Raw genomic sequence first — 21006 nt, 5'->3', positions numbered from 1 at the left:
TAATTTTTATATAGACTTTGCCTCCACGCTTCTAAAGCCCAAATACCGAGACTTTTCCTGCTGCACTTGGTCCAGGTTGACTTTTACATTTCCCGCCCCAAAACACATAATCGGGAGTATTAATATCGCGAACTCATCTGAAGGATAAACTATTGATCGTTTACCCTATAAAAATAATCAGACTGCGTATAAAGGTGTAATATGAAGTGTTCCGTTACCCCCATCCATTAAATCAGCTTGCACTCCATACAAGTCCTGAATTAACGATTGTGACAATACTTTTTTCGGCGAACCGTCTGCAATTATTTTACCGTTTTTCAGACAGATTAAACGATCTGCATATCTACCGGCTAAAGAAATATCGTGCATCGCAGCAACCGTTATTGTTTTATTGTTTTTACAATACTTAGAAACTTTATCTAAAACGATTAATTGATGCCGTAAATCCAAGGCTGCTGTGGGTTCATCAAGCAAAAGGACTTCGGGTAAACGAAAAAGAGCTTGAGCTAAATATACAAGCTGTCTTTGCCCACCACTCAGCTCATCCAACGTTCTTATTGATAAACTTTCCAAGCCAAAGGTTTTCAGATTGTTATAAGCTTCATCAAGAAGATCCTTAGGAATACTTAAGCCAAGAGATTGTAATCGGCCAAGCAATATAACTTCCATAACTGTTAATGAAGATGTGCCTCCTGTATCTTGCGGCATATAAGCAATGGACGGGTTTCGACTTTGTTCGGCACCATCATCCCAGCGAATGGATCCCAGTGAAGGGATCAAGCCTGAAACAGCCTTCAATAAACTTGATTTTCCAGTTCCATTTGCCCCTAAAACAATTGTAAATTCGCATGGTCGAAGAGAGAAACTAACTTTTTCTAAGACCCTTTTTTCCCGATAAGTGACGGTCATATCTTGGATTGTAAGCATCTACCAATGCCTTTTTTTATGAGTAAAAATTAAGGCGAAAAGAAATGGGACACCAATCACAGCCGTGACAATTCCGATTGGGACGACATATCCAGGCGATATTATTTTCGATGTGATAGAGGCGCCAATCATCAGTAAACCACCTATAATGCCAGAAAGAGGCATTAGCATTCGATGTTCTTCGCCAACCAATATTCGGGCGATATGAGGTGCAACCAAGCCAATAAAACCAATTGTCCCAACAAAAGCGACAGCACCAGCAGTCAACAGAGAAACAACGGCAAAAACCTTGATACGAAGATGTTTAACATTAACACCAAGGCTTATTGCTCTCTCATCGCCCATTCGTAACGCTGTCAGCTGCCAATTATGTTTCGCAAGAAAAGTTATTGAGACAACAAGTATCCCCCCAGAGACCATTACAGAAAACCATGATGCCTTGAGCATGCTTCCAAAAAGCCAAAATACAATTTCCTGTAACACCTCAGGCGAAGCCATGTATTGAACAAGAGATTGTAAAGACTGAAAAAGAAACAGTGTCGCAATACCAGCTAAAATCATTATCTCAGCTGTCACCCCACGAATATGCGCGATACCGTAAACAATACTGCAAGCCAAGCCAGACATGAGGAAAGCGACAAACGGAACAGTAAATTCAGGTATAAAGGGGAGTTCTATGCCAATTAAAATTGTTATCGCAGCCCCAAAGCCAGCCGCAGCGGAAAATCCTAACGTATAGGGAGATGCAAGTGGATTACCTAGAATTGTTTGCATTTGCACACCAGCAACCCCCAATGACACACCAACAGTCAAGGCCATTAGTGTCATGGGTAAACGTATGGAATGTACAATAACATAAACAGTTGGGTCTGACTGTTCCTGTGGTAATGCCAAGGCACTTAGAACATCAAAAATATTTAAAAATGCTGGTCCAACAAGGATATCAACAACCAACAAAGTCATTAATATTAAAAATGATGTACATACCCAATATAAACGCTTCTTGATTAATTGCGGATAAGAAGATTCACCTAAGCTTTTTGACTGGTATTTTATGATATTTTGAGACATCGAATTTCTCACCAATACACTTTAGAGAAAGGTATTTAGCCCATTTACGGGGTGTAGAAAGCTTCACAAATTATGTATTCCTCTTGTTTTCCACACCCCAAAAGGATCTACTTTTCCAGCTTGATCATGAAGACGCCATTCGCATCAATTGGTAAGTATTTTTCGTAAAACTGACGATGATTTTCGACAGGATCTACATCTGAAAATGCTTCTGGGTGCAGTACTTTAGCGATGTATTGCAAGAAGGTATAATCATATAGTGTTCTAGCACCCCCATGGTAAAGAGCATGAACTTCACCATTTTTTACACCTTCAAAGTTATTCCAGCCAGCACGTTCAACATAGGGCTGCAATCGAGCTCTTGTTACTTCCGGTTTTTCATCAAAGCCCATAAGAACGGCCTTACTTTTGCCAACCCAATCTGAGCCCGCAATAAAAATAGCTTGTGGATTTGATGCAATTACATATTCAGGGTTTAACGGCCCCCATTTTTCAACTTGCCCGTCTCCAATATTTTTTCCACCAGCTTGTTGAACAACCCCTGCCCACATTGTATTTGAATATGTATTGCCATATTCTTGCGACCCTTTGTTTCCAAGTTCAACATAAACTCTTTTTGGGTCACCGCCTGCCTTTTTCACACGCTGCCAAACATCTTGAACAGCATTTGAATATTCTGAGGCCAACTGTTCAGCGCGCTTTTCATTATTTGTGATTTTCCCCAAAATCTGCGTTGAAGTAACATGTTTTTCGAGGGTTTGGGCGTTATAATCAATGACAACAACGGGAATACCAGATTCTTCTAGCTTATCAATACTGTTACCTAAAGAGCGAAATTGCCAAGCAGCAAAGATAGCCACATCTGGTTTAGCCGCGATTGCTGTTTCAACGGAAAACGTACCAGAGTCAACTTCTCCAACATCAATCAATTTTTCCAGACGGGAATCTTTTTTACTATATTGTTTCCATTGTGACTGACGCCAGCCTTGCCATACTGCTCGGGAAATCGCGACAACATTTTCATAGGCGTCAGGACCACCAATCGCATAAAAATCTTCAAAATAGAACCCAAGTAAAATTCTTTTTGCTCCCATAGGAGCTTCGACACTTCTACCTTCTGTATCTATGATGGTGACATTCTCAGCCTGAGCCAAAGAAATACAAAGAGACACGTTTATAGCAACGGCGATAATACCGTTTGCAAGTTTGCGATACATTTTTTTTCCTTAAGATAACTACTTTTATATATAGAGAACACTCATATTAAGCTTGCTATCAAAAGGCGGAGCACGAATGGAGAAAAAGGAATTAAAATAATTACTTAATACAAATCTTTGATGTTGAAACCATTTAACCCTTGAGTTTCTTTGCGGACCACAAACATCACTCATTAAATAGAAGCAAGAAAACTCTATTTTAGTAAAGCTCGTGCACCACTTACATGGTAAATCTATTCCAACATCTTTATTATTATTTTTAGTATTTTTGTCTAAGGAAGTATTATTAAAATTTATTGAGCTACAAATAAAAACGTCTTTAAATGGAGACGCTTCAGTATCAGCGTTGGTACTGGCTAGCCCCCCGCCTGACATTACCATCTGCAGGGCTAACCAGAAGAGTACTGGCACAAGTTTAAGCCTGTTACATACCTTTGTTTGGTTAAACACGGCTTAAACGTCTATTTTCATCGTTTTTATTTTATACATATTATAAGGCTTAATAGAGTGATCCTAGCTTTTTACAATATGACAGCTTGTCGCAAGTCAATATAATTAACAGACTGAATATATTTAACTAGGGGAGAACCCAATTCAATATCTTGCTGTGTATGGCTTTTTGTGATTCATAACTTCCACTTAGGGAGTTTTAGATGGTGCGTTTTGATTTAAGCGACGCAGAATGGTTGGTTATTGAACCTTTATGCAATGAGAAATATTGTTGAGCGTTTCTTTTGTAAAATGAAGGATATACGGTGGCTGGCACCAAGATTTGAGAAAAAGGGAACAAATTTTCTAAACATGCTATTCCTATTCTCCATAAGATGTTGGATCAATTGAGTCCACACCCTAGTTTTCGTATATCTTTATTATACACAATAGAATTTTTTTCAAAGAAGAGAATACTTACTCAAATAATTGTTTTGATTATCCTCAGAAATAAAAACTTTGATCCCCCAGAATATTCCCGCTTGAGAATAAGTGCTCCGCATAATCTAATTGTCTTTAGTCCAATAGGCTGCACAATAATATTGGTGTGCTTTTAGCTTCCACTCCGTTTTCAAGATCTTCCTAATTTCTCTGGCGTCTGTTTGTTCGCCAGCGAACCAGACATAAAGATCATCATGCTGTGGTAAATTGACTTCGACCATTGATGCAGTCAACTGTCTGTCGCGTTCGGACAACCAGCAAACATCCACCCCAGCAGGTTTGTTAAAGACTGTTTGATAATCTGTTTTTCGTGTTGAAAGATAAACTTTACCCTGCGTATTGGAAGAACAGTTTTCCAGAATACGGGAAATCGCAGGTAAAGCAGTTTCATCTCCCCCCATTAATAGCCAGCTTTGATTAAGATAACCGCCGCCACCTGGGCCCATAACACCAATAGTAGCGCCCTCTGGAACACTTTCGGCCCAACCTGAGGCAACACCACCTTTGTGCCGTACCACATCAAAATCCAATTCCCCCTGTTCCGGTCTGACATAACGCGCAGTATAAACCCGGTTATGCAATTCATCTTCACCTTCGGGAAATTGTACTTTTCCAGATTTCAGCCGAATTGGCCAAACTGGTTTTCGATTTGGCAATTTGGGTAATAACAGCCTGAAATGCAGCCCTCCTTCGTTAAAAATAGCCAGATCATCGCCAGCTAAAGTTATACGTAACATTCCCTCGTTTAGAATAACTCGTTTGACAACAGTCATTTTTCTAAAGTTGGCAGGTGAACCTTCATCAAGGTTTTGCCCACTCCAGATCAAGTCGGATAACTCCAATCCAGGCATATGACCCGTTAAATAGTCAGCCACAAAATCACGCATAATGTCGAGCCCGTCATCTCTTTCGGTCTCAACAATTAAATTCATTTGTTCCTCTGTTGCTGAAAGACGCAACACTCCATATTCACTTTTTATAGAGAAACTATTATCGCTATGTTTTTCAGCCTTTAATTCATGCTGTTCGATATGACGAACTTGCGCTTCAAGATGTTGGTCTGCATCGCGGATAGGAAGGCTTAAGGAAGATTGAAACATAGCTCACTCGTAATATTACAAAAATTAAATTAGGTCTGATTTTATGTGCCGTTGCCTTTTGCAAAGGTGTTTTGGCGGCTCATCAAAATTAACAACAATGGTGTTCCGACAAGCGCGGAAAGCAATCCCGCTGGCATTTCATAAGGATAATCAATGACACGGCCAATCCAATCAGCAACAACCATCAATGATCCCCCGGCAAGCGCCGCAATAATCATTTGCAAACGAGCTTGATGAACCCCTAATGACCTTGCGATATGTGGTGCCATCAACCCGACAAAACTGAGCGGACCAACAAGAACCGTTGCCCCCGCCGTTAAGCAGGACGCCACAGTAAAAAGAACAAAGCGTGATTTACGTACGTTTAGACCAAGCCCAAGGGAAACTCTCTCACCAAGGTTCATGACATCCAGCGCCCGTGAGCCAATCAGAAGAGGTACCATCAAAGCACACCCAAGAAAGAGCGCACCACAGGCCGATTCCAGACTAACCCCATAAGTAGAACCAGCCATAATACGAAGCAAATGAACGGAACGAAGATCTCCTGTGGCCGCCAAAGCACCAATCAGGGCGTCGATTAAAGCGCCGAGGGCAACACCGATCAAAATCATCCTTTCGGGCTGAAACCCGCTTTTTTTTCCAAAAGCAAAAAGCGCTGCAAGGACAATACTTGCCCCAAAGAGTGCCCCAATCGCCATTGTTTCGGGGCCAACACCGACAACAAGATAGATACAGACACCGATGCCCATCATAGCCCCGGCATTAATTCCCAAGACTTCGGGGCTTGCCATAATATTCCCGGTCAAACGCTGAAGTATCATCCCAGCCAAAGCCAGCATAATTCCAGCGCCAAAAGCTGCAATTACCCTTGGTACGCGCCATTGATAGACCGTATCCCAGTTTCCTGAAAAATCAAAAGCCCATCCAATATCTGCGTCTCTACCAAAGGTTACTGCCAAAATAACGACACTGATTGAAACCACCGACATGATCATCAACAACCTAAGTCCAGCGACTTGTCGCCAAACAATTGGTGCATCACTTGTTTGCACCACGGTTTCAAACTTCATTCTCGGGATAAGAAACAATAAAAGTGGCGACCCTAATAGAGCTGTCACAGCCCCTGTTGGTACAAATTCGCGCAAACTTCCTGCCAAAATTTGAATAACAGCATCTGTCATCCATAACAATGTCGCGCCAATCAATGCACTCCATATCAGTTGAGATAGGACTTTACGTGCACCACAGAGCCTGACAATCATTGGAGCAACCAAACCAATAAACCCGATAACCCCGACAGCACTGGTCACAAAAGCCGCCATAGCAATGGCGATAGATACGGCACAAAACCTGATCATTCCGGGGGAAACACCAAGCGATGATGCACTCCCATCCCCCAGTACCAACAAGGAAAAAGGGCGCACCATTATCATGGATAGACCAAACAGGACTAAAAGTTGGGGGGCAAGAGCGCTCGCTACATCCCAACTTTGTTGGGATAAAGACCCAGCCCCCCAAATAAATAAACTAGCTAGATAGCGGTCATTTAGCAAAACTAACAATGAAGCCAATGCACCGAAATAAAGACTAACAATCAAGCCAGTAAGAACAAGAGAAATAGGAGAGAAATCACGTCGAGCCATAAGCCCAAAAACTAGAGCCGCAGCTACACCAGCACCGACAAGCGCAATAACTTCACGGCCATATACCAAGGTTACCGGGAAAAATAACCCTGCAATAACCAGCGCCAGATAAGCACCTGCAGACACGCCCATTGTTGTCGGAGATGCCAATGGATTACGCAGAGCCAATTGCAATACTGCACCAGAAAACCCCAATGCCAAACCACAGAGGATCGCGACGCTCAATCGGGGTAAACCTGAAAAAAGGAATAGCATCTGCCGAACATGGTATTCATTGCTATCTACCCCATGGACAAGAATGTTCTGAATATCCTGCCCCATGAGTATCCATGATAAAACGAGTGCGACACACAAAATCATACAAAACAGCGCCGGATTATAATTGCGTTGCACTTCACTCATGAATAACGGCTTTCCAGATAAGACAGGATTAACGACAAAAACCGTTTAGCCGATGGCAACATCCCGAACATCAGAACAGGTGGCATAAGCGCAAAGCGGTCGTTTTTCACAGCGGGTAAATGTTTCCACAAAGGGCTATTTTCCAGAGTTGGCTTTATGTCATCCATTAAAGGTTCAAAAACAACAAGCTCCATTTCCTTTGTTGCTGTTAAGGCCAATCGTTCCAACCCTATCGTCTGAAACCCCCAATAATTTGTTTCCTCTGTCCATGCATTTGTTAAACCAACCTCGTCCATCACATTTTGATAAAGGCTATTTTCGCCATATACTCTAGCGTGCCGCCCATCCATGAAATTAAGTAACGTCAAGGGTGGGTAATTTCTTTTTGCAACAAGATCCCGAGCTTTGGCTAGCTGAACATTAAAAGCCTTCAGATATGATTCTGCTTCTTTTTCAATCCCCAATAAAACACCCAGATTTTCTGTTATCTCGCGCGAAGCCTGTAAGGGTTGGCGCTTTCCATCAAAAAGCGGGATAATTTCAATCGGCGCAATCTTTTCCAACACAGGCTTATGACTGGCCGTATAGGGTGTCATAAGGATAAGGTCCGCATTTAAGCGTGATATTGCCTCTAGATTAATGACCAGATCTTGCCCTATATCGGCCACCGAAGAAGGTAGCTTTGGTGCGCCGACCCAATAATCCCAGTGTTGGGCTGCAACAACCCCTACAGGGGGAATCCCTAATTCCAGCAAGGTGGTCGCAGAACCATAATCAAGACAGACAATTCGACGTGGGGGATTTTTACCTTGAGATGCTTGGACTGAAGAAAAAATAGATAAGAACGGCACCGTCGATGCGGTCGCTCCCATCTTCAAGAGTGTCCGTCGATCCTGAAAATATCGATAATTAGGGCAACTTTTTTGTCGTTTTTCATCACACTCATTCTTGGGATTAAACAACATAGGTTATTGCTCCAGCCCCATAGGGATGCGGCAAAACCCCCATTTCCACCCCGAAAATCTTTGCAAGGGTTTCCCGTTGCAGAATATGCGCGGGTGCCCCATCTGCGATTAATTCACCATTGCGCAATGCCAAAAGGCGGTCACAAAAACGGCCAGCCATATTGATGTCATGCAGCACCATAAGAACAGAGATGTTTTTCTTGTGCGCAAGGTCACGTATCAGACTCAATATCTCGACTTGATGAGAAACATCCAACGCTGAAATTGGTTCATCCAGTAACAGACACTTTGCGTCCTGTGCAATTAACATTGCAATCCATACACGCTGACGCTCTCCGCCTGACAAATTATCAACCTGCCGATGACGTAGAATATCTGTATGGGTTAGCTCCAGAGCTTCATCGACCTTTTGCCGATCAATATCTGTAAAACGGCGAAACGCGCCATGCCACGGATAGCGACCATGTGAAACGAGCTCTTCAACTAACAACCCCTGTGCAGAAGGCATGTGTTGCGGCAAGTAAGCAACACGACAAGCAAATTCCTTTTGCTTCCAAGTTGAAAACTCCTTCCCTTCTAGCTCTAGAATACCCGTAGATGGAATTACCTGATGGGCAAGGAGTTTAACCAATGTTGATTTACCGGAACCGTTGTGCCCCAACAGTCCACAAACAACTCCTGCCTGTAGATCCAGACTGACAGGTTTCAGAATAGACGCCGCACCAGCCGTGAACGATAATTCCCGACTGGTGAGAACAGGCTGTCTTTCTGTTAGAAGGACAGTGTTAAGTAATGTCATCAGAAACGATAACGAAGGCTGGCCTGAACAGTTCGCCCCTCGTCCTTGTAACAACTTCCTGAAGCACAAATCTGCCCATCTTTATCAAAAAGGTTGTTGGCATTAATCTTGAATTCAGCCCCTTCGAGCTTGTTACTTATTTCGCCCAGGTCATAACGTAATGCAGCATCAAAGAAATATCGTGCATCATTATTTATGGTATTCGTATCATTACCTTCGCTCTCACCGAAGTAACGTACCCCGCCAGATACACCCAATCCCCGAAGAGAACTATTCTGGAACTGATAATCAACATAGGTTGATAAAGTATGGAGCGGAATACCAGAAACCTGCTTGCCTACAGTGCCTGTTGGACCATCTTTAATTTCAACATCCGTATAGGCATAGGCCGCATTCAGGCTAAGACCTTCGGTTAAGCTTGCTACGGCTTCGAGTTCAAAACCGCGAGAACGCATATCCTGCTGAACCTAAACATTCAAACCAGATGAAGAATCAAAGACAATCCCGTCTTCTTGATCAATTTGAAAGACGGAAGCTTGAATGACAGCGTTCTGGTTCAGGAACTCATATTTCAAGCCAGCTTCCATCTGTTCACCAACAGTCGGTGCAGCCGGCGTCCCCCCAACGAGGTTACCAACGTTAGGGGTGAAAGACGTTGAATAGTTTGCGAAAGGTACCAAACCAAAATCGGTCACATATGACAAACCTAGTTGCCATGACATTTCTTCTTCGTCTTGCTTAATCGTACCAGTGTTATTTTTTGTTTCAGCATCCAGAAAATCATACCGAACACCTGCATTCAACCGCCACTGACGCCAGGCGAGTGAATCATGCATGTAGATACCGATTTGATCCTGTTCTTGATCAACATCAAGCGAGGGGTTCATCGTGATTGCACCACCAATAGCCCCAAACCCCTGACGCTGTTCGTACTCGTTCGTACCGTAATCAAAGCCTGTAACCAGCGTGTGCTTAACAGTTCCTGTTTCAACGGATGTTATCAGGTGATTATCGATAACAAATGTCTCTTGTTCTTCAACGGCTAACCCAGCGTTCTGGATTGATCCCCCAGCCCCTTGTCGATAAGCATATTCTAGGTTGATATCAACATTGGCATAGCGGGTATTTTGACGGAAGGTAAAGGTATCATTGAAACGGTGTTCGAACTCATAACCCAGACGGTATTGTTCGTGATCAAAATCATTCCAATCTTCATGTCCGGTATAAAGATCTGTAATGCCATTTGCATCATTGTAGAAGAACGCTGTCCCCCCCGTCTGAGAGTCCATATATTCTGTCAAAACAGTCAGCTTGGTATCTTCGGTTGGCTTCCATTCAATAACAGGGGCAATATATGTACGATTATCGTTATAGCCCGGCAGATCGGTTTCACTATCGCGAACAACACCCGTCAGACGATATTTGATTGTTTCGTCATCATCGATGGCATCGGAAAAATCAAAATTCCCCTGAAAATGCTCATTATTACCTACAATAAATTCAACTTCTCTCAGGCGATCTTTAGTGGGGCGTTTCGTTACGATGTTCGCAAAACCACCGGATGAACTGGCCCCATAAAGCGTAGAAGAAGGACCCTTGAGAATTTCAATTCCCTCAACACCATAGGGTTCTGCACGATATACGGCTGAAGAGCCACTGAACTGACGAAGGCCATCACGAAACACGCCGTTATAAACCCCATCAAAACCACGAATAGTGAAAGAATCATAACGATTATCAAAACCAAAGGCACTGGTCACAATACCCGGTGTATAGGCAAGCGCTTCATTCAGGGTTTTTGGCGCCCTATCATCTAATTGTCGTTCAGTTACAACCGAAATATTCTGAGGTACTTCAATCAACGGTGTATCTTTTTTGGTACCAATTTGGCTGACCAGCGGCACATAACCATCCTGAACAAGCGTGTCATCACTTTCTGCCTCAATCACAATCGGTGCTAAGCGACTGTTTTCCTGGTTTCCTTTTGGATCAAATTTTCCGATTGTAACAGTACCATCGTCAGAAATGATGTAATTCAACCCTGTCCCGTTCAGCAAGACAATCAGGCCACGTTCTAAGGACATAACACCGTGCACACCTGAGGTCCTTAGATTTTCCAGTGCTGCACTATCAGCTAAAATCTGAACATTAGCTTGCTGGCCAAAAAGTAAAACTGAATCAGCTAACGATTGTGGTGCAATCTGAAAACGTAAATTTTGCTGCTGCTCCCCCGAAACATTCTGCGCGATTTCATCTAAAGGTTTTTGATTAGAAGCCTGGTGATTAGTCGTTTGGGCAAAACCACTATTTATTGTTAATAATGACGTAGCCAACGCAGTTGTCATCATCATTACATAACGGCGCAAGACTTTAGTCTTACGGATTTCTTGAACCTCACTCATTGAGCGGTCTCCACTATTTTTTCGTTGAGAGCCTGAGCCGAAACCTCAGATGCGAACAAGTCGCATTTTCATCACTTATACTTCAACAACGATAGAGCTCGTTCATTTTTCAAATTTTTTTTATTTTTTTGATAAAATAATTACCCAGGGGGAAACCTCGGTTACTTCCAGCCCGTGTAAACTAGCAATTCCACGAAGGCTTTTACGTGGCTGATCTAATTTAAAAACACCAGTCAAACGCTTCTCGCGAACGTCGGTATTAGAAATAAATATATGCCCGTTGAAAAAGTGATCAATCTGATCAACCACAGAACCGAGCGGTTGGTCACGGACTTTCAAGTACCCTGCTCGCCATGCCGCAATATCATCTATAGGACGCTTAGAAAGCTTATAATCATGGCTACTTAAAAACGCGACACTCTCACCAGGCTTTAGCTGAACAGAAACAGTATCCTGCTTCATGTGATTGACCTGGACCAGTCCTTCGGTGACAGCCACACGAACCCCCGTATCCTGTTCATCAACAAGAAATGCCGTTCCAAGAACCTTTGTCTGTATGTTCTCTTTTTCCACAATAAAGGGACGGGTTTTATTTTTACTTACCTCAAAAAAAGCAGCCCCGGATAAAATGGTGATCCGTCTTTCTTTCTCGCTAAGCTTTACATCGATTGCCGTTTCTGGGGCAAGAGTAACACGACTACCATCCTCCAAATCCAGCACTCGTACTTCTGGCTTACTGTTTACGAAATCAGCCCCAAAGTATTTAACGTGATACGAAAATTGCGGAAGTGAAAAAACGATAACCAAAGCCAGGGTCATAAAACCTACGGCACGGGTAACTCTGCGCGCGAAACCAGCTTTCGCAGAATATGGCAAATGACCAGAAGAAGAAGAAGAAATTGTAGCTCTCTTACTAAGTTTCTGGTTTATAAGGGAATCTGATTGGGAAACCTTTTTAGCAGGCGATTTCAGTTCAAAAGAAGGCCCAACAATTCCCAATAAATGCCATGTTTGCGAAACCTCTTTCCAATCTTCTCGGTGCTTTATATCTTTTTCATGCCATGACTGAAAATCCCGTTGCAAAGACAGGTTATCGGGATCGTCATTCAATAATACGATCCACTCGCTTGCTTTGTTGGGAATCAGTAGTTCGTCTGTCATGCTCTCTCTTGATCTGCTATGGCTGTATAAGGCCTTATAGATACAACGCATTAACGCATTGTTTTTTCAAATTTTCTTTTTATTACTTTTATTCTGTTTGTCTTTTTATGCTTTCTTTACAGTGCTCTAAAGCGCTCGCCACCATGGAATGAGCCGTGCCCAACGAGACTTCAAGTTGGTCAGCAATATCCGCCAGCTTTAGGCCAGAAAAGCGATGGAGCTCAAAGGCAAGTCTTGTTTTTTCTGGTAGTTCATTTAACGCCAGACGCAGAACGACCAACTCTTGACGTGCGCCGGCATGTTGTTCAGGTGAAATTTCCCCTGTGTTGGGTAAAATAATTGATAAATCTTCTTCTCGAATATACGAATTTTCTCGTGTTTTTTTACGCAAGATATCCAAACATAAATTTCGGATAATTTGATAAAGGTACCCAACCGGCTCTTTCCGTATCACATCATCCTGTTTTCTTTTTTCCACCCCAATCACACGAAAATAAGCATCTTGCACCACATCTTCTGCAGCATGCCGTTCCCCAACAATCGAATTTGCATAACCAAGCAATTCTTTTCGATGAAGCATAAAAAGCTGCAACAGGTCATGTTGGTGGACAATAGAACTCATAAATTTAACCTGAAGCGAAAACACACATTAATTGCGAATGACTTTCAATTACAAAAAAATACATATCAATGTCAAACACTCTGAGGTTGTAGTTTATTTTTCTGTGGTTTGAAAATTTTCAAAATAAGAATTATTATATTATTTTCATTTCTCACTTAAAGTTAACTTTATCAATGCCTTACAGAAATTATCTCATATACATACGACATAAAAAAAATAAAATTTACTCCCGAAAAACAAGGAATTCTATTGCTTTAATTAACTTGTGTGATAATGAGTATCACTATTATTTAGAGTCGCAAAAGTTCTTTTAACCTTAAAACCGAGTGAAATCCATGTTGCAAACTACGGAAACTGAGGCCCTTTGGTCTCTAATAGAAGTAATTGATGCAGCCGGTGCTGTGGGTTGGGTTCTTGCCTGTATGGCAGTATCAGCTGCAGTTGTAACTTTCTATAAGGTTATTGTTTTTTGGCGCTCAGGACTTTGGCAGACCAAATCATTGAAACAGGCACGTGTTCACCTAAGGGAAGGAGAAATTCCCGAAGCCATTCGTACATTGGAAAACTTACACCACCCAGCGGTTCAACTGGTTACATTGGGACTGGAACGTGCCCAAACTGTGGGTTTGAATGACAAAACCCTTGAAACAGAGATGGAACAACTCTCTCTTGGCGTCCTAGAACGCCTTAAATCCGGTATTCGCTTTATTGGTGCTGTTGCAGCTCTCAGCCCTCTCATGGGGTTACTTGGGACTGTATTGGGCATGATAGATGCTTTCCGGCAGATGGAAGCTGCAGGTAATCAGGTTGACCCCGCTATTCTATCCGGGGGTATATGGTTGGCTTTATTGACAACTGCCATTGGTCTGGTGGTCGCTATTCCGACAACTGCAGCACAAATCTGGCTCAACAGTGTTATCCAGAAAACAACACGTCGGCTGGAAGAAACAGGTACAGCTGTTATGACCGGGTTACATATTCACAGTCTAAAGCCAAATACTATTAACAATACTGTTAACCTTGCGGCCGAATAAACGTTATGCGCCTGAGTGCTGAAAACACAGATAAATTGCCTGCGATCAGTTTGACCCCCTTGATTGACGTAGTCTTTATCCTGCTGATCTTTTTTATGCTCGCGTCCAGTTTTCTGGATTGGCGAGAACTTAGTGTTCAAGGCCAAGAACACAAAACAAGTACAGCACCACCTTCTTCAGCACCGAAAGAAACAATCCGACTATCTCTTCTTCAAAATGGTACGATCAAGCATGGCGCGAAAACAATCAGCCAAAGTGATTTGGATCAGTTAGTCACAACACAAACCTCTCCCCTAGATGTAATCAAAGTATTTATCTCTGTCGACGATGGGGTAGAAATGCAGGACACTCTCGACTTTCTTCAGGATCTCAAGGCATTGGGGCTGCTTGATCTAACCTTGGTTGAGCATGCAAAACCATGAAAATAAGGCAAAACGAAAATACATCTGAATTAACGGAAAGCACATTGCCAATGATCAATGTTGTATTTCTGTTGCTGATATTTTTCATGATCGCAGGTTCACTTCAAAAAACACTACCTTTTAACATCACACCGTTAAAGGCACAGGCCGATATCCCTAAACAGGAAACGCCATTAATTATCCACATATCAGCACTCGGCCAAATTATGGTTGAGGATCAAGAAGTTAAATTCGAGAAACTGAAAACGGTTATTCAAAAAAAATACAATCGCAACGATGGCCAAATCACAACGCCGCAGCACCCTCGCATCCGTCCGATAACCATTCGTTCAGATCAATCAACAAACACAACGGACGTCATTAAAATACTTTCCCTGTTGAAAGAAATGAAAATCGAACAGGTTGCACTGGCAACTATACGTTAAGAAGGTACGATCGTGGAGCTAACCATACGCAATGGCTTGTTTGAAAAGCTTCTTACCACCTTTGGCCTATTTCTTCTATGTGGGCTAACTATTACGGGCTTGATAGTTAACCACACACAACACGCAGGTTTCGAAGACGGTAACGACGGGGGCAGTATCGTTGTCTCCCTATCTTCAGCACCGGGTGCAGAAGCCGCCGCTTTCGGAGAGACTATCTCGAAAAATAATCCAGAAGCAACCAATCAGAAAGAAGCTCAAACAACACCAGAGATAACGCAACCAGTCGAAAAGGTTGAACATAATGACCTTATCCCGGATATTCCCAAAGAAACAGAGGTTGTTGAAGAAGATTACGTTCCCGAACCACAAACAGAAACCATCGTTCCTGTGCCCAAAGAAGCACCAGAGATACCAAAAGACACGATAACAAATACGATACCGGAACCGAAAACACCACCTGAACCAGTACCTTCACAAACTGACGTCGCCGAGACCGTTATTGATCAGAAATCTAAAGCAGAACCCACCCCCATTACTGCAAAGGCTCAAAAGCCAAAACCTAAACCAAAGCCCCCTGTCTATAAGCAACCAGAACAGACACAACAAAAGCAGAAAGTAAAGGAAAAGCCCGCCCCCCAAAAGACATCGACACCACAGCCGAAAGAACAGGCGGACACAGGAAGCGATAAAGAAGCTGTCGAGGCTACGAATAGCGGCCTCACGAATGATAATCAACGATCATCCGGGCAAAAAGGCATTACTTCGACAAAAAGTGCAAATACAGGTAGCAGCAGCCAACAAAATCGTAATAGTGGTGCAGGACAAAAAGCCACGGGTGATTATTGGAAAGCGGTACAAATACGACTGGCACGGAACAAACGTTACCCACGGAAAGCAAAACGTCGGCAAATGCAGGGCGTAACCCTCGTAGAACTTACTTTGCTTGCCTCTGGAAAAGTCGAAAGCTATCAAGTACTAAAAAGTTCAGGATTTCCTCTTTTGGATCAAGCTGCGATAAAAATGATCGAAAAGTCAGCTCCCTTTCCACAATTTCCTGCGAGTATTACAGAGCCACAAATGACCCGTCAAATCCCTGTTCATTTTAACTTAAAAAATTGAGATTAAACGGACTAAACTCTCTTAATGAAAGACAAAAGAAATTTTGTTTATGTAATTATAAAACAACAGTTTTTGACTTTATCGCTTCTGAGAATTTAGTCCTCAAACAGATTAAATTAGATTGATAAAAGCTCTCTCCCAACCAGGCCGCAAACTGACGCCCGGTCTCATAAGCTTGTTCAGAACTTTTTTGTCCAGCGTTGGGCCCTTTTCCCTTCTTTGGATAAAGAAAGGGAAGACCGCGTCGATAATCATCGTAGCCTTGTCGAAAGCTCTCAGAACGATAAAGCTTATCAACGGAAGTAACAATAAAAGCTTTTGAATTACCTGATGTTATTGATGAATGAGCCATAGCCAAAACCAACCACAAAAAACTTATAAAAGTAATATAGGTAAAATTATTTAAAACAAAAGAAGATTGTGTCTCCCCCATTCCTCAAGAACCCTTTGATACCCCCCTGTTATCTGGTCTTCCTAACGTTAATAAATCATAATACGAAGCTCTCATAGAACAAAACATTTCAATAGGTCGCAGATTGATCTGAAAAGCTGCTCTTTCAGTAAAATCAAAAGGCGCTCATTCGATACAATAAGATTTGACTCTGAGTGAAAAAATTTAGGTAAATCCTTAAATCCGGACGTTTTCAGTAACCAAAGGAGAACACATCATGACGAATGACTGGAAAACAGTTCAAAATTGGCGAAAAACCAAGCGATTAGAGTTGCGATCGCTACGCAAAGAGCTCTCGGTTTCCCAAAGAACAAACACAAGAAAAATAGTTAGTGATCACCTTCGTCATAATTTCCCTGAATTACAAAAACCAGAACTATTAAAGAAAGCCTGTATTTGTTTCTGCTGGCCCTTTGAAGGCGAAATCAACTTTTTGGATTTGGTTAGGGATTCTCTCGAAAACGGAGCTACAGCGGCCCTACCCGTTGTTGTAGAGAAAAACCAGCCATTAGAATTTTGGGCGTGGCACCCTGGAATGAAAATGGTACGTGGCATTTGGGATATTCCAATGCCCGAAGAACGTATTCTTGTCACCCCAACAATTGCGCTTGTACCATTGGTAGGGTTCGATAACGAAGGCTATCGCCTAGGCTATGGAGGTGGTTACTTTGACCGTACACTAGCATCCCTTAGCACACGCCCCTTGTCCATCGGCGTAGGCTATTCGTCTGGGCATCTAGAGACGATCTATCCCCAACCACATGATATTCCCCTGGACGCTATCGTGACAGAAAAGGGCTGCTCTATATTCAAAAAACCAAATCAACGAATACCAACTGACACAGACAACCTCGATAACTATTCATCCCCCCCCTGCTTTATGCACGAAGTTGATCCTGTGTATCTAGGGTATAAAAGCCAATCTGAATTAATCGTTCTCTTGAATGATTTTCTAGAATACGAACTGGAAGGATTAAAAATCATTACCTATCTTTCCAAGCAATCTGACGGCCAATTGTCCAATCACTCGCTGACACAGATTTCTGATGCTAAAAACAAGATCAGCCAGATGCTCTCACAGCATATAAACAGGCTAGGACAGGATCAAAGTTCAGACAAACCTATGACCAAGGCAAAGGTTTCTCCCCATCTTGCCAGCCCAGATCAAGCCCTCGTTCACCTTAAAAGCATTCATCATCAAAGCGTACAAATGCTTCAAGACATTCTACCTAGAGTTGAAGACAATGAGGTAGCTCTGGATTTACAGAATATGCTGGATACTTACGAAGAGATCATAAAGAAACTCACAAGCTCATAGATTATCTGTAAAAAGTATAAGATTATTCATTATTATTGATGGCTCTGGTGATAAGGATATCTCCCCATCACCAGAGGCCTTCACACAAAGATCTTTTGTCACCAACAACCCGAACTTCAATCACTGAAATGGCACGCCACCATATGGGAATTACCCTCGGTATCCTGCTTTAGTAACGGGATTTCTTGTGCACAGAGATCAGTGGCCTTTGGACAACGGGTCCTAAAAACACAACCCGAAGGTGGGTCCAACGGACTAGGCAAGTCCCCTTCCAACAAAATCGTCTCTTTGTTACGTTCAATTTTGGGGTCAGGAACAGGAACGGCTGAAATCAATGCCTGTGTATATGGGTGTTTAGGGTTATCATATAAATCATCTCTATCAGCAATTTCCATTACCTTACCGAGATAAAGTACCATCACTCTGTTTGAGATGTGTTTTACCACGCTCAAATCATGCGCAATAAATACCAGTGATAGACCCATTTCCTTTTGTAGATCCATTAACAGGTTAATCACCTGTGCCTGAATGGAAACATCCAGTGCCGAAACAGGTTCGTCACAGATAATCATTTTAGGTTTAACGATTAGGGCCCGGGCAATTCCAATTCTTTGACACTGCCCACCAGAAAACTCATGAGGATAACGATTGATCTGGTTAGGCAACAGACTAACCTTTTCCATCATCGCTTTAACATCGGCAACAATCTCTTTCTTTGACAAAGAAGGATTATGAGTTCTAAGAGGCTCTGCAATAATTTCTCCAACTGTTTTCCGGGGATTAAGGGAAGCCAAGGGATCTTGAAAAACCATCTGAATTTCAGAGCGATACTTCATCATCTGGCGCTTACTTAACCCCAGAAGTTCTTCTTTTCCCATCCAAACAACACGGCCTTGGGCATTCACCATACGGATTAAGGCACGTGCCAATGTTGATTTCCCACACCCGGACTCACCAACAATCCCTAATGTTTCGCCTTGTTTAAGCTCAAAATCTACCCCACCAACAGCATGAAGTCGTTTTTGCTTGATCCACGGCATATCACCTTCTGATTTTAACCTAAAAGTTACCCGTAGATCTTCGACTTTTAACAATGGTGCCGTCATACCAATTTCTCCATCGGTTGATGGCACGCCCTTAGGCGGTCCGTCGTGAATTCACACAAGTCAGGCAGTATTGCTCCGCAGATATCATCCGCGTGTTTACAACGGGCGACAAAGGGACACCCCTTTGGTGGCAATAACATGTTTGGAGGGCTGCCAGGTATGGTATCCAGAGCGTCACTTTTTTTATCGATCCTTGGAATAGCCCTCAATAACCCCTGGGTATAAGGGTGTGATGGCTCTTCAAAGACGGGATCGACAGGTCCCTGCTCCATTACGCGTCCTCCGTAAAGAACAAGTACTTCTTCGCAAAAACCTGCCACAACACCAAGATCATGGGTAATAAGAACGACCCCCATCCCAAATTCTTTTTGGATATCAGCAAAAAGATCCATAATCTGGGCCTGAACCGTCACATCTAATGCTGTTGTTGGTTCATCCGCAATCAAAAGCTTAGGGCGACACAACAGCGACATCGCGATCATAACCCTTTGACGCATCCCCCCGGAAAATTCGTGCGGGTACAACCTAGCTCGACGTTTAGCATCTGGAATTTTCACCGCATCTAGCATGGCAACAGATTGCTTAAAAGCCTCTGCCTTTGACAGCCCTTGATGATAGATCAATACCTCGGCCATTTGCTCTGAAACCCGCATATAAGGATTTAAAGAGGTCATGGGATCTTGAAAGACAATCGCAATCTCTTCTGCGCGAACCTTATTCAATTCTTTAAGGGGCGCATTGAGAATTTGCTTGCCAGCAAACTTTACAGATCCAGTAGATATACCATTTGGCGCAAGCAGACCTAATATAGAAAAGGCTGTCTGGCTTTTTCCCGAGCCACTTTCACCAACAATGGCCAATGTTTTACCGGCATCCATAGAGAAACTGACATCATTAACAGCACTAACAATTCCGTCATTTGTCTTAAACTTAACGGATAGATTTTCAACTTCTAATAACGACATTTATCTATCCTTTGGATCCAGAGCATCACGCAAACCATCGCCCACAAAGAAGAAAGCAAAAAGCGTTATAACGAAGAAAAACAGGGGAAAAGCAAGCTGCCAGAGGGTTCCATATTGCATGGTCCCTGCACCTTCAAAAATCAACGCTCCCCAAGATGTATCAGGTTCCTGAACACCGAGACCAAGGAACGATATGAAACTTTCCGTCAAAATCATTAATGGTACAAGAAGCGTGGCATATACGGCGACAACCCCCATGAGATTAGGAACAATATGCCGAACAATAATCAAGAAACCCGGAACACCGGTTGCCTGTGCTGCTTCGATGAATTCTTTGTTTTTAATAGACAGTGTCTGGCCCCGCACAATGCGGGACATTTCCAGCCAGGATAAAAGACCAATCCCGACAAAAAGCATTGAGATCGAACGGCCAAATATGACCAACAACAGGATAATCACAAACATGTACGGTACCGCCATAAGAATATCGACGATCCGCATCATGATGTTATCTACTTTACCCCCGACATAACCAGCCGTGGCACCGTAAAGCGTTCCAGCAATAACAGCGATAGCTGCCCCGACCACACCGACCATTAACGAAATCTGCGTTCCCTGAACAACCCGGGCAAAGAGATCACGCCCAAGGTCATCTGTACCAAAATAATGCCCACTTTCAATGGATGGCCCACCGAGTTCGAGCACTTGCCCAATGACCATAAAATCAATCTCATCATTGGTAAACTTAGTAAAATAAGTACCGAGAAATGCAAAAAGAAACACCAGAACGAGGGTAATCATCCCTGCGACTGCCGCTTTATTCTGGAAAAACCGTTTACGTGCATCAGCCCAAAGAGACCTGCCTTTCACATCTTGCTCAGACAAGGTCTCGGCCAACATTTCCATTTTTTCTTTTCTGATTAACAT

The 21006-nt window shown here is 42.8% G+C and carries 19 protein-coding genes and 1 pseudogene; 5 read left to right on the top strand and 15 right to left on the bottom strand.

Going from position 1 to position 21006, the window contains the following annotated elements; all coding sequences use genetic code 11:
• Positions 1-177: 177 nt before the first annotated feature.
• The 11 genes and pseudogenes from ACN0QW_RS17315 to ACN0QW_RS17265 all read right to left on the bottom strand — a co-directional run bounded on the left by ACN0QW_RS17315 (position 178) and on the right by ACN0QW_RS17265 (position 13239).
• Positions 178-927 carry an ABC transporter ATP-binding protein gene (locus tag ACN0QW_RS17315; protein ID WP_417433220.1) on the bottom strand — a complete coding sequence of 250 codons (750 nt, stop codon included), beginning with the start codon at positions 925-927 and terminating at the stop codon, positions 178-180.
• Complete coding sequence (locus ACN0QW_RS17310) at positions 928-1998, bottom strand: FecCD family ABC transporter permease (protein WP_417433218.1); 1071 nt, start codon at positions 1996-1998, stop codon at positions 928-930.
• 107 nt (positions 1999-2105) lie between these two features.
• Positions 2106-3215 carry an ABC transporter substrate-binding protein gene (locus tag ACN0QW_RS17305; protein WP_417433216.1) on the bottom strand — a complete coding sequence of 370 codons (1110 nt, stop codon included), beginning with the start codon at positions 3213-3215 and terminating at the stop codon, positions 2106-2108.
• 24 nt (positions 3216-3239) lie between these two features.
• Positions 3240-3626, bottom strand: coding sequence for a hypothetical protein (locus ACN0QW_RS17300; RefSeq protein ID WP_417433214.1), 387 nt, complete (start codon positions 3624-3626; stop codon positions 3240-3242).
• A 584-nt stretch (positions 3627-4210) separates the two neighbouring features.
• Positions 4211-5245 (bottom strand): siderophore-interacting protein, encoded by a 1035-nt coding sequence (locus tag ACN0QW_RS17295; protein ID WP_417433212.1) that lies wholly within the window; start codon positions 5243-5245, stop codon positions 4211-4213.
• Between the two features lie 41 nt (positions 5246-5286).
• Positions 5287-7290, bottom strand: a complete 2004-nt coding sequence (fhuB, locus tag ACN0QW_RS17290; protein WP_417433210.1) for a Fe(3+)-hydroxamate ABC transporter permease FhuB — start codon at positions 7288-7290, stop codon at positions 5287-5289.
• Positions 7287-8255, bottom strand: a complete 969-nt coding sequence (locus ACN0QW_RS17285) for an ABC transporter substrate-binding protein (protein ID WP_417433208.1) — start codon at positions 8253-8255, stop codon at positions 7287-7289. Before ACN0QW_RS17285 ends, fhuB begins: the two co-directional genes overlap by 4 nt.
• Positions 8245-9054 (bottom strand): ABC transporter ATP-binding protein, encoded by an 810-nt coding sequence (locus tag ACN0QW_RS17280; protein WP_299378285.1) that lies wholly within the window; start codon positions 9052-9054, stop codon positions 8245-8247. Before ACN0QW_RS17280 ends, ACN0QW_RS17285 begins: the two co-directional genes overlap by 11 nt.
• Positions 9054-11399: pseudogene (locus tag ACN0QW_RS17275) on the bottom strand (TonB-dependent siderophore receptor). The gene ACN0QW_RS17280 and the pseudogene ACN0QW_RS17275 overlap by 1 nt, the downstream one beginning before the upstream one ends.
• A gap of 177 nt (positions 11400-11576) precedes the next feature.
• Positions 11577-12617, bottom strand: coding sequence for a FecR family protein (locus tag ACN0QW_RS17270; protein ID WP_417433206.1), 1041 nt, complete (start codon positions 12615-12617; stop codon positions 11577-11579).
• Positions 12618-12705: 88 nt separating this feature from the next.
• Entirely contained in the window at positions 12706-13239 is a 534-nt protein-coding gene (locus tag ACN0QW_RS17265) for a sigma-70 family RNA polymerase sigma factor (protein WP_417433204.1), read from the bottom strand.
• Positions 13240-13574: 335 nt separating this feature from the next.
• On the opposite strand from ACN0QW_RS17265, the gene ACN0QW_RS17260 reads away from it, so the two are divergent.
• The 4 genes from ACN0QW_RS17260 to ACN0QW_RS17245 are packed head-to-tail and all read left to right on the top strand — an operon-like array spanning position 13575 to position 16239.
• Positions 13575-14273: a MotA/TolQ/ExbB proton channel family protein gene (locus ACN0QW_RS17260; RefSeq protein WP_417433202.1), complete on the top strand. Its 699-nt coding sequence runs from the start codon at positions 13575-13577 to the stop codon at positions 14271-14273.
• Between the two features lie 5 nt (positions 14274-14278).
• A complete protein-coding gene (locus tag ACN0QW_RS17255; protein ID WP_417433200.1) occupies positions 14279-14695 on the top strand; it encodes an ExbD/TolR family protein in 417 nt (138 codons plus the stop codon).
• The gene (locus ACN0QW_RS17250; protein WP_417433198.1) at positions 14692-15120 is read left to right on the top strand and encodes an ExbD/TolR family protein; all 429 of its coding nucleotides are present in this window, start codon (positions 14692-14694) and stop codon (positions 15118-15120) included. Before ACN0QW_RS17255 ends, ACN0QW_RS17250 begins: the two co-directional genes overlap by 4 nt.
• Positions 15121-15132: 12 nt before the next feature.
• Positions 15133-16239 (top strand): TonB family protein, encoded by a 1107-nt coding sequence (locus ACN0QW_RS17245; protein WP_417433196.1) that lies wholly within the window; start codon positions 15133-15135, stop codon positions 16237-16239.
• Between the two features lie 55 nt (positions 16240-16294).
• Here the strand turns inward: ACN0QW_RS17245 and ACN0QW_RS17240 are convergent, their stop codons facing one another.
• Positions 16295-16591 (bottom strand): hypothetical protein, encoded by a 297-nt coding sequence (locus ACN0QW_RS17240; RefSeq protein WP_417433195.1) that lies wholly within the window; start codon positions 16589-16591, stop codon positions 16295-16297.
• A 316-nt stretch (positions 16592-16907) separates the two neighbouring features.
• Here ACN0QW_RS17240 and ACN0QW_RS17235 point away from each other — a divergent pair, with 316 nt between their 5' ends.
• Complete coding sequence (locus tag ACN0QW_RS17235; protein WP_299377417.1) at positions 16908-18008, top strand: 5-formyltetrahydrofolate cyclo-ligase; 1101 nt, start codon at positions 16908-16910, stop codon at positions 18006-18008.
• Positions 18009-18124: 116 nt separating this feature from the next.
• On the opposite strand, the gene ACN0QW_RS17230 is transcribed toward ACN0QW_RS17235, so the two are convergent.
• Genes ACN0QW_RS17230 through ACN0QW_RS17220 form a run of 3 tightly spaced genes read right to left on the bottom strand, consistent with a single transcriptional unit; the run spans position 18125 to position 21006 of the window.
• Positions 18125-19114: an oligopeptide/dipeptide ABC transporter ATP-binding protein gene (locus tag ACN0QW_RS17230; RefSeq protein ID WP_417433193.1), complete on the bottom strand. Its 990-nt coding sequence runs from the start codon at positions 19112-19114 to the stop codon at positions 18125-18127.
• Positions 19111-20079, bottom strand: a complete 969-nt coding sequence (locus tag ACN0QW_RS17225; RefSeq protein WP_417433191.1) for an oligopeptide/dipeptide ABC transporter ATP-binding protein — start codon at positions 20077-20079, stop codon at positions 19111-19113. The genes ACN0QW_RS17230 and ACN0QW_RS17225 overlap by 4 nt, the downstream gene beginning before the upstream one ends.
• Entirely contained in the window at positions 20080-21006 is a 927-nt protein-coding gene (locus tag ACN0QW_RS17220) for an ABC transporter permease subunit (protein WP_417433189.1), read from the bottom strand. It lies immediately after the preceding gene.

This window comes from Kiloniella sp. (assembly GCF_048259265.1).
GTDB lineage: Bacteria > Pseudomonadota > Alphaproteobacteria > Kiloniellales > Kiloniellaceae > Kiloniella.
The sequence above is the reverse complement of the archived record's forward strand: the minus strand, read 5'-3'. Positions and strand labels throughout refer to the sequence as shown.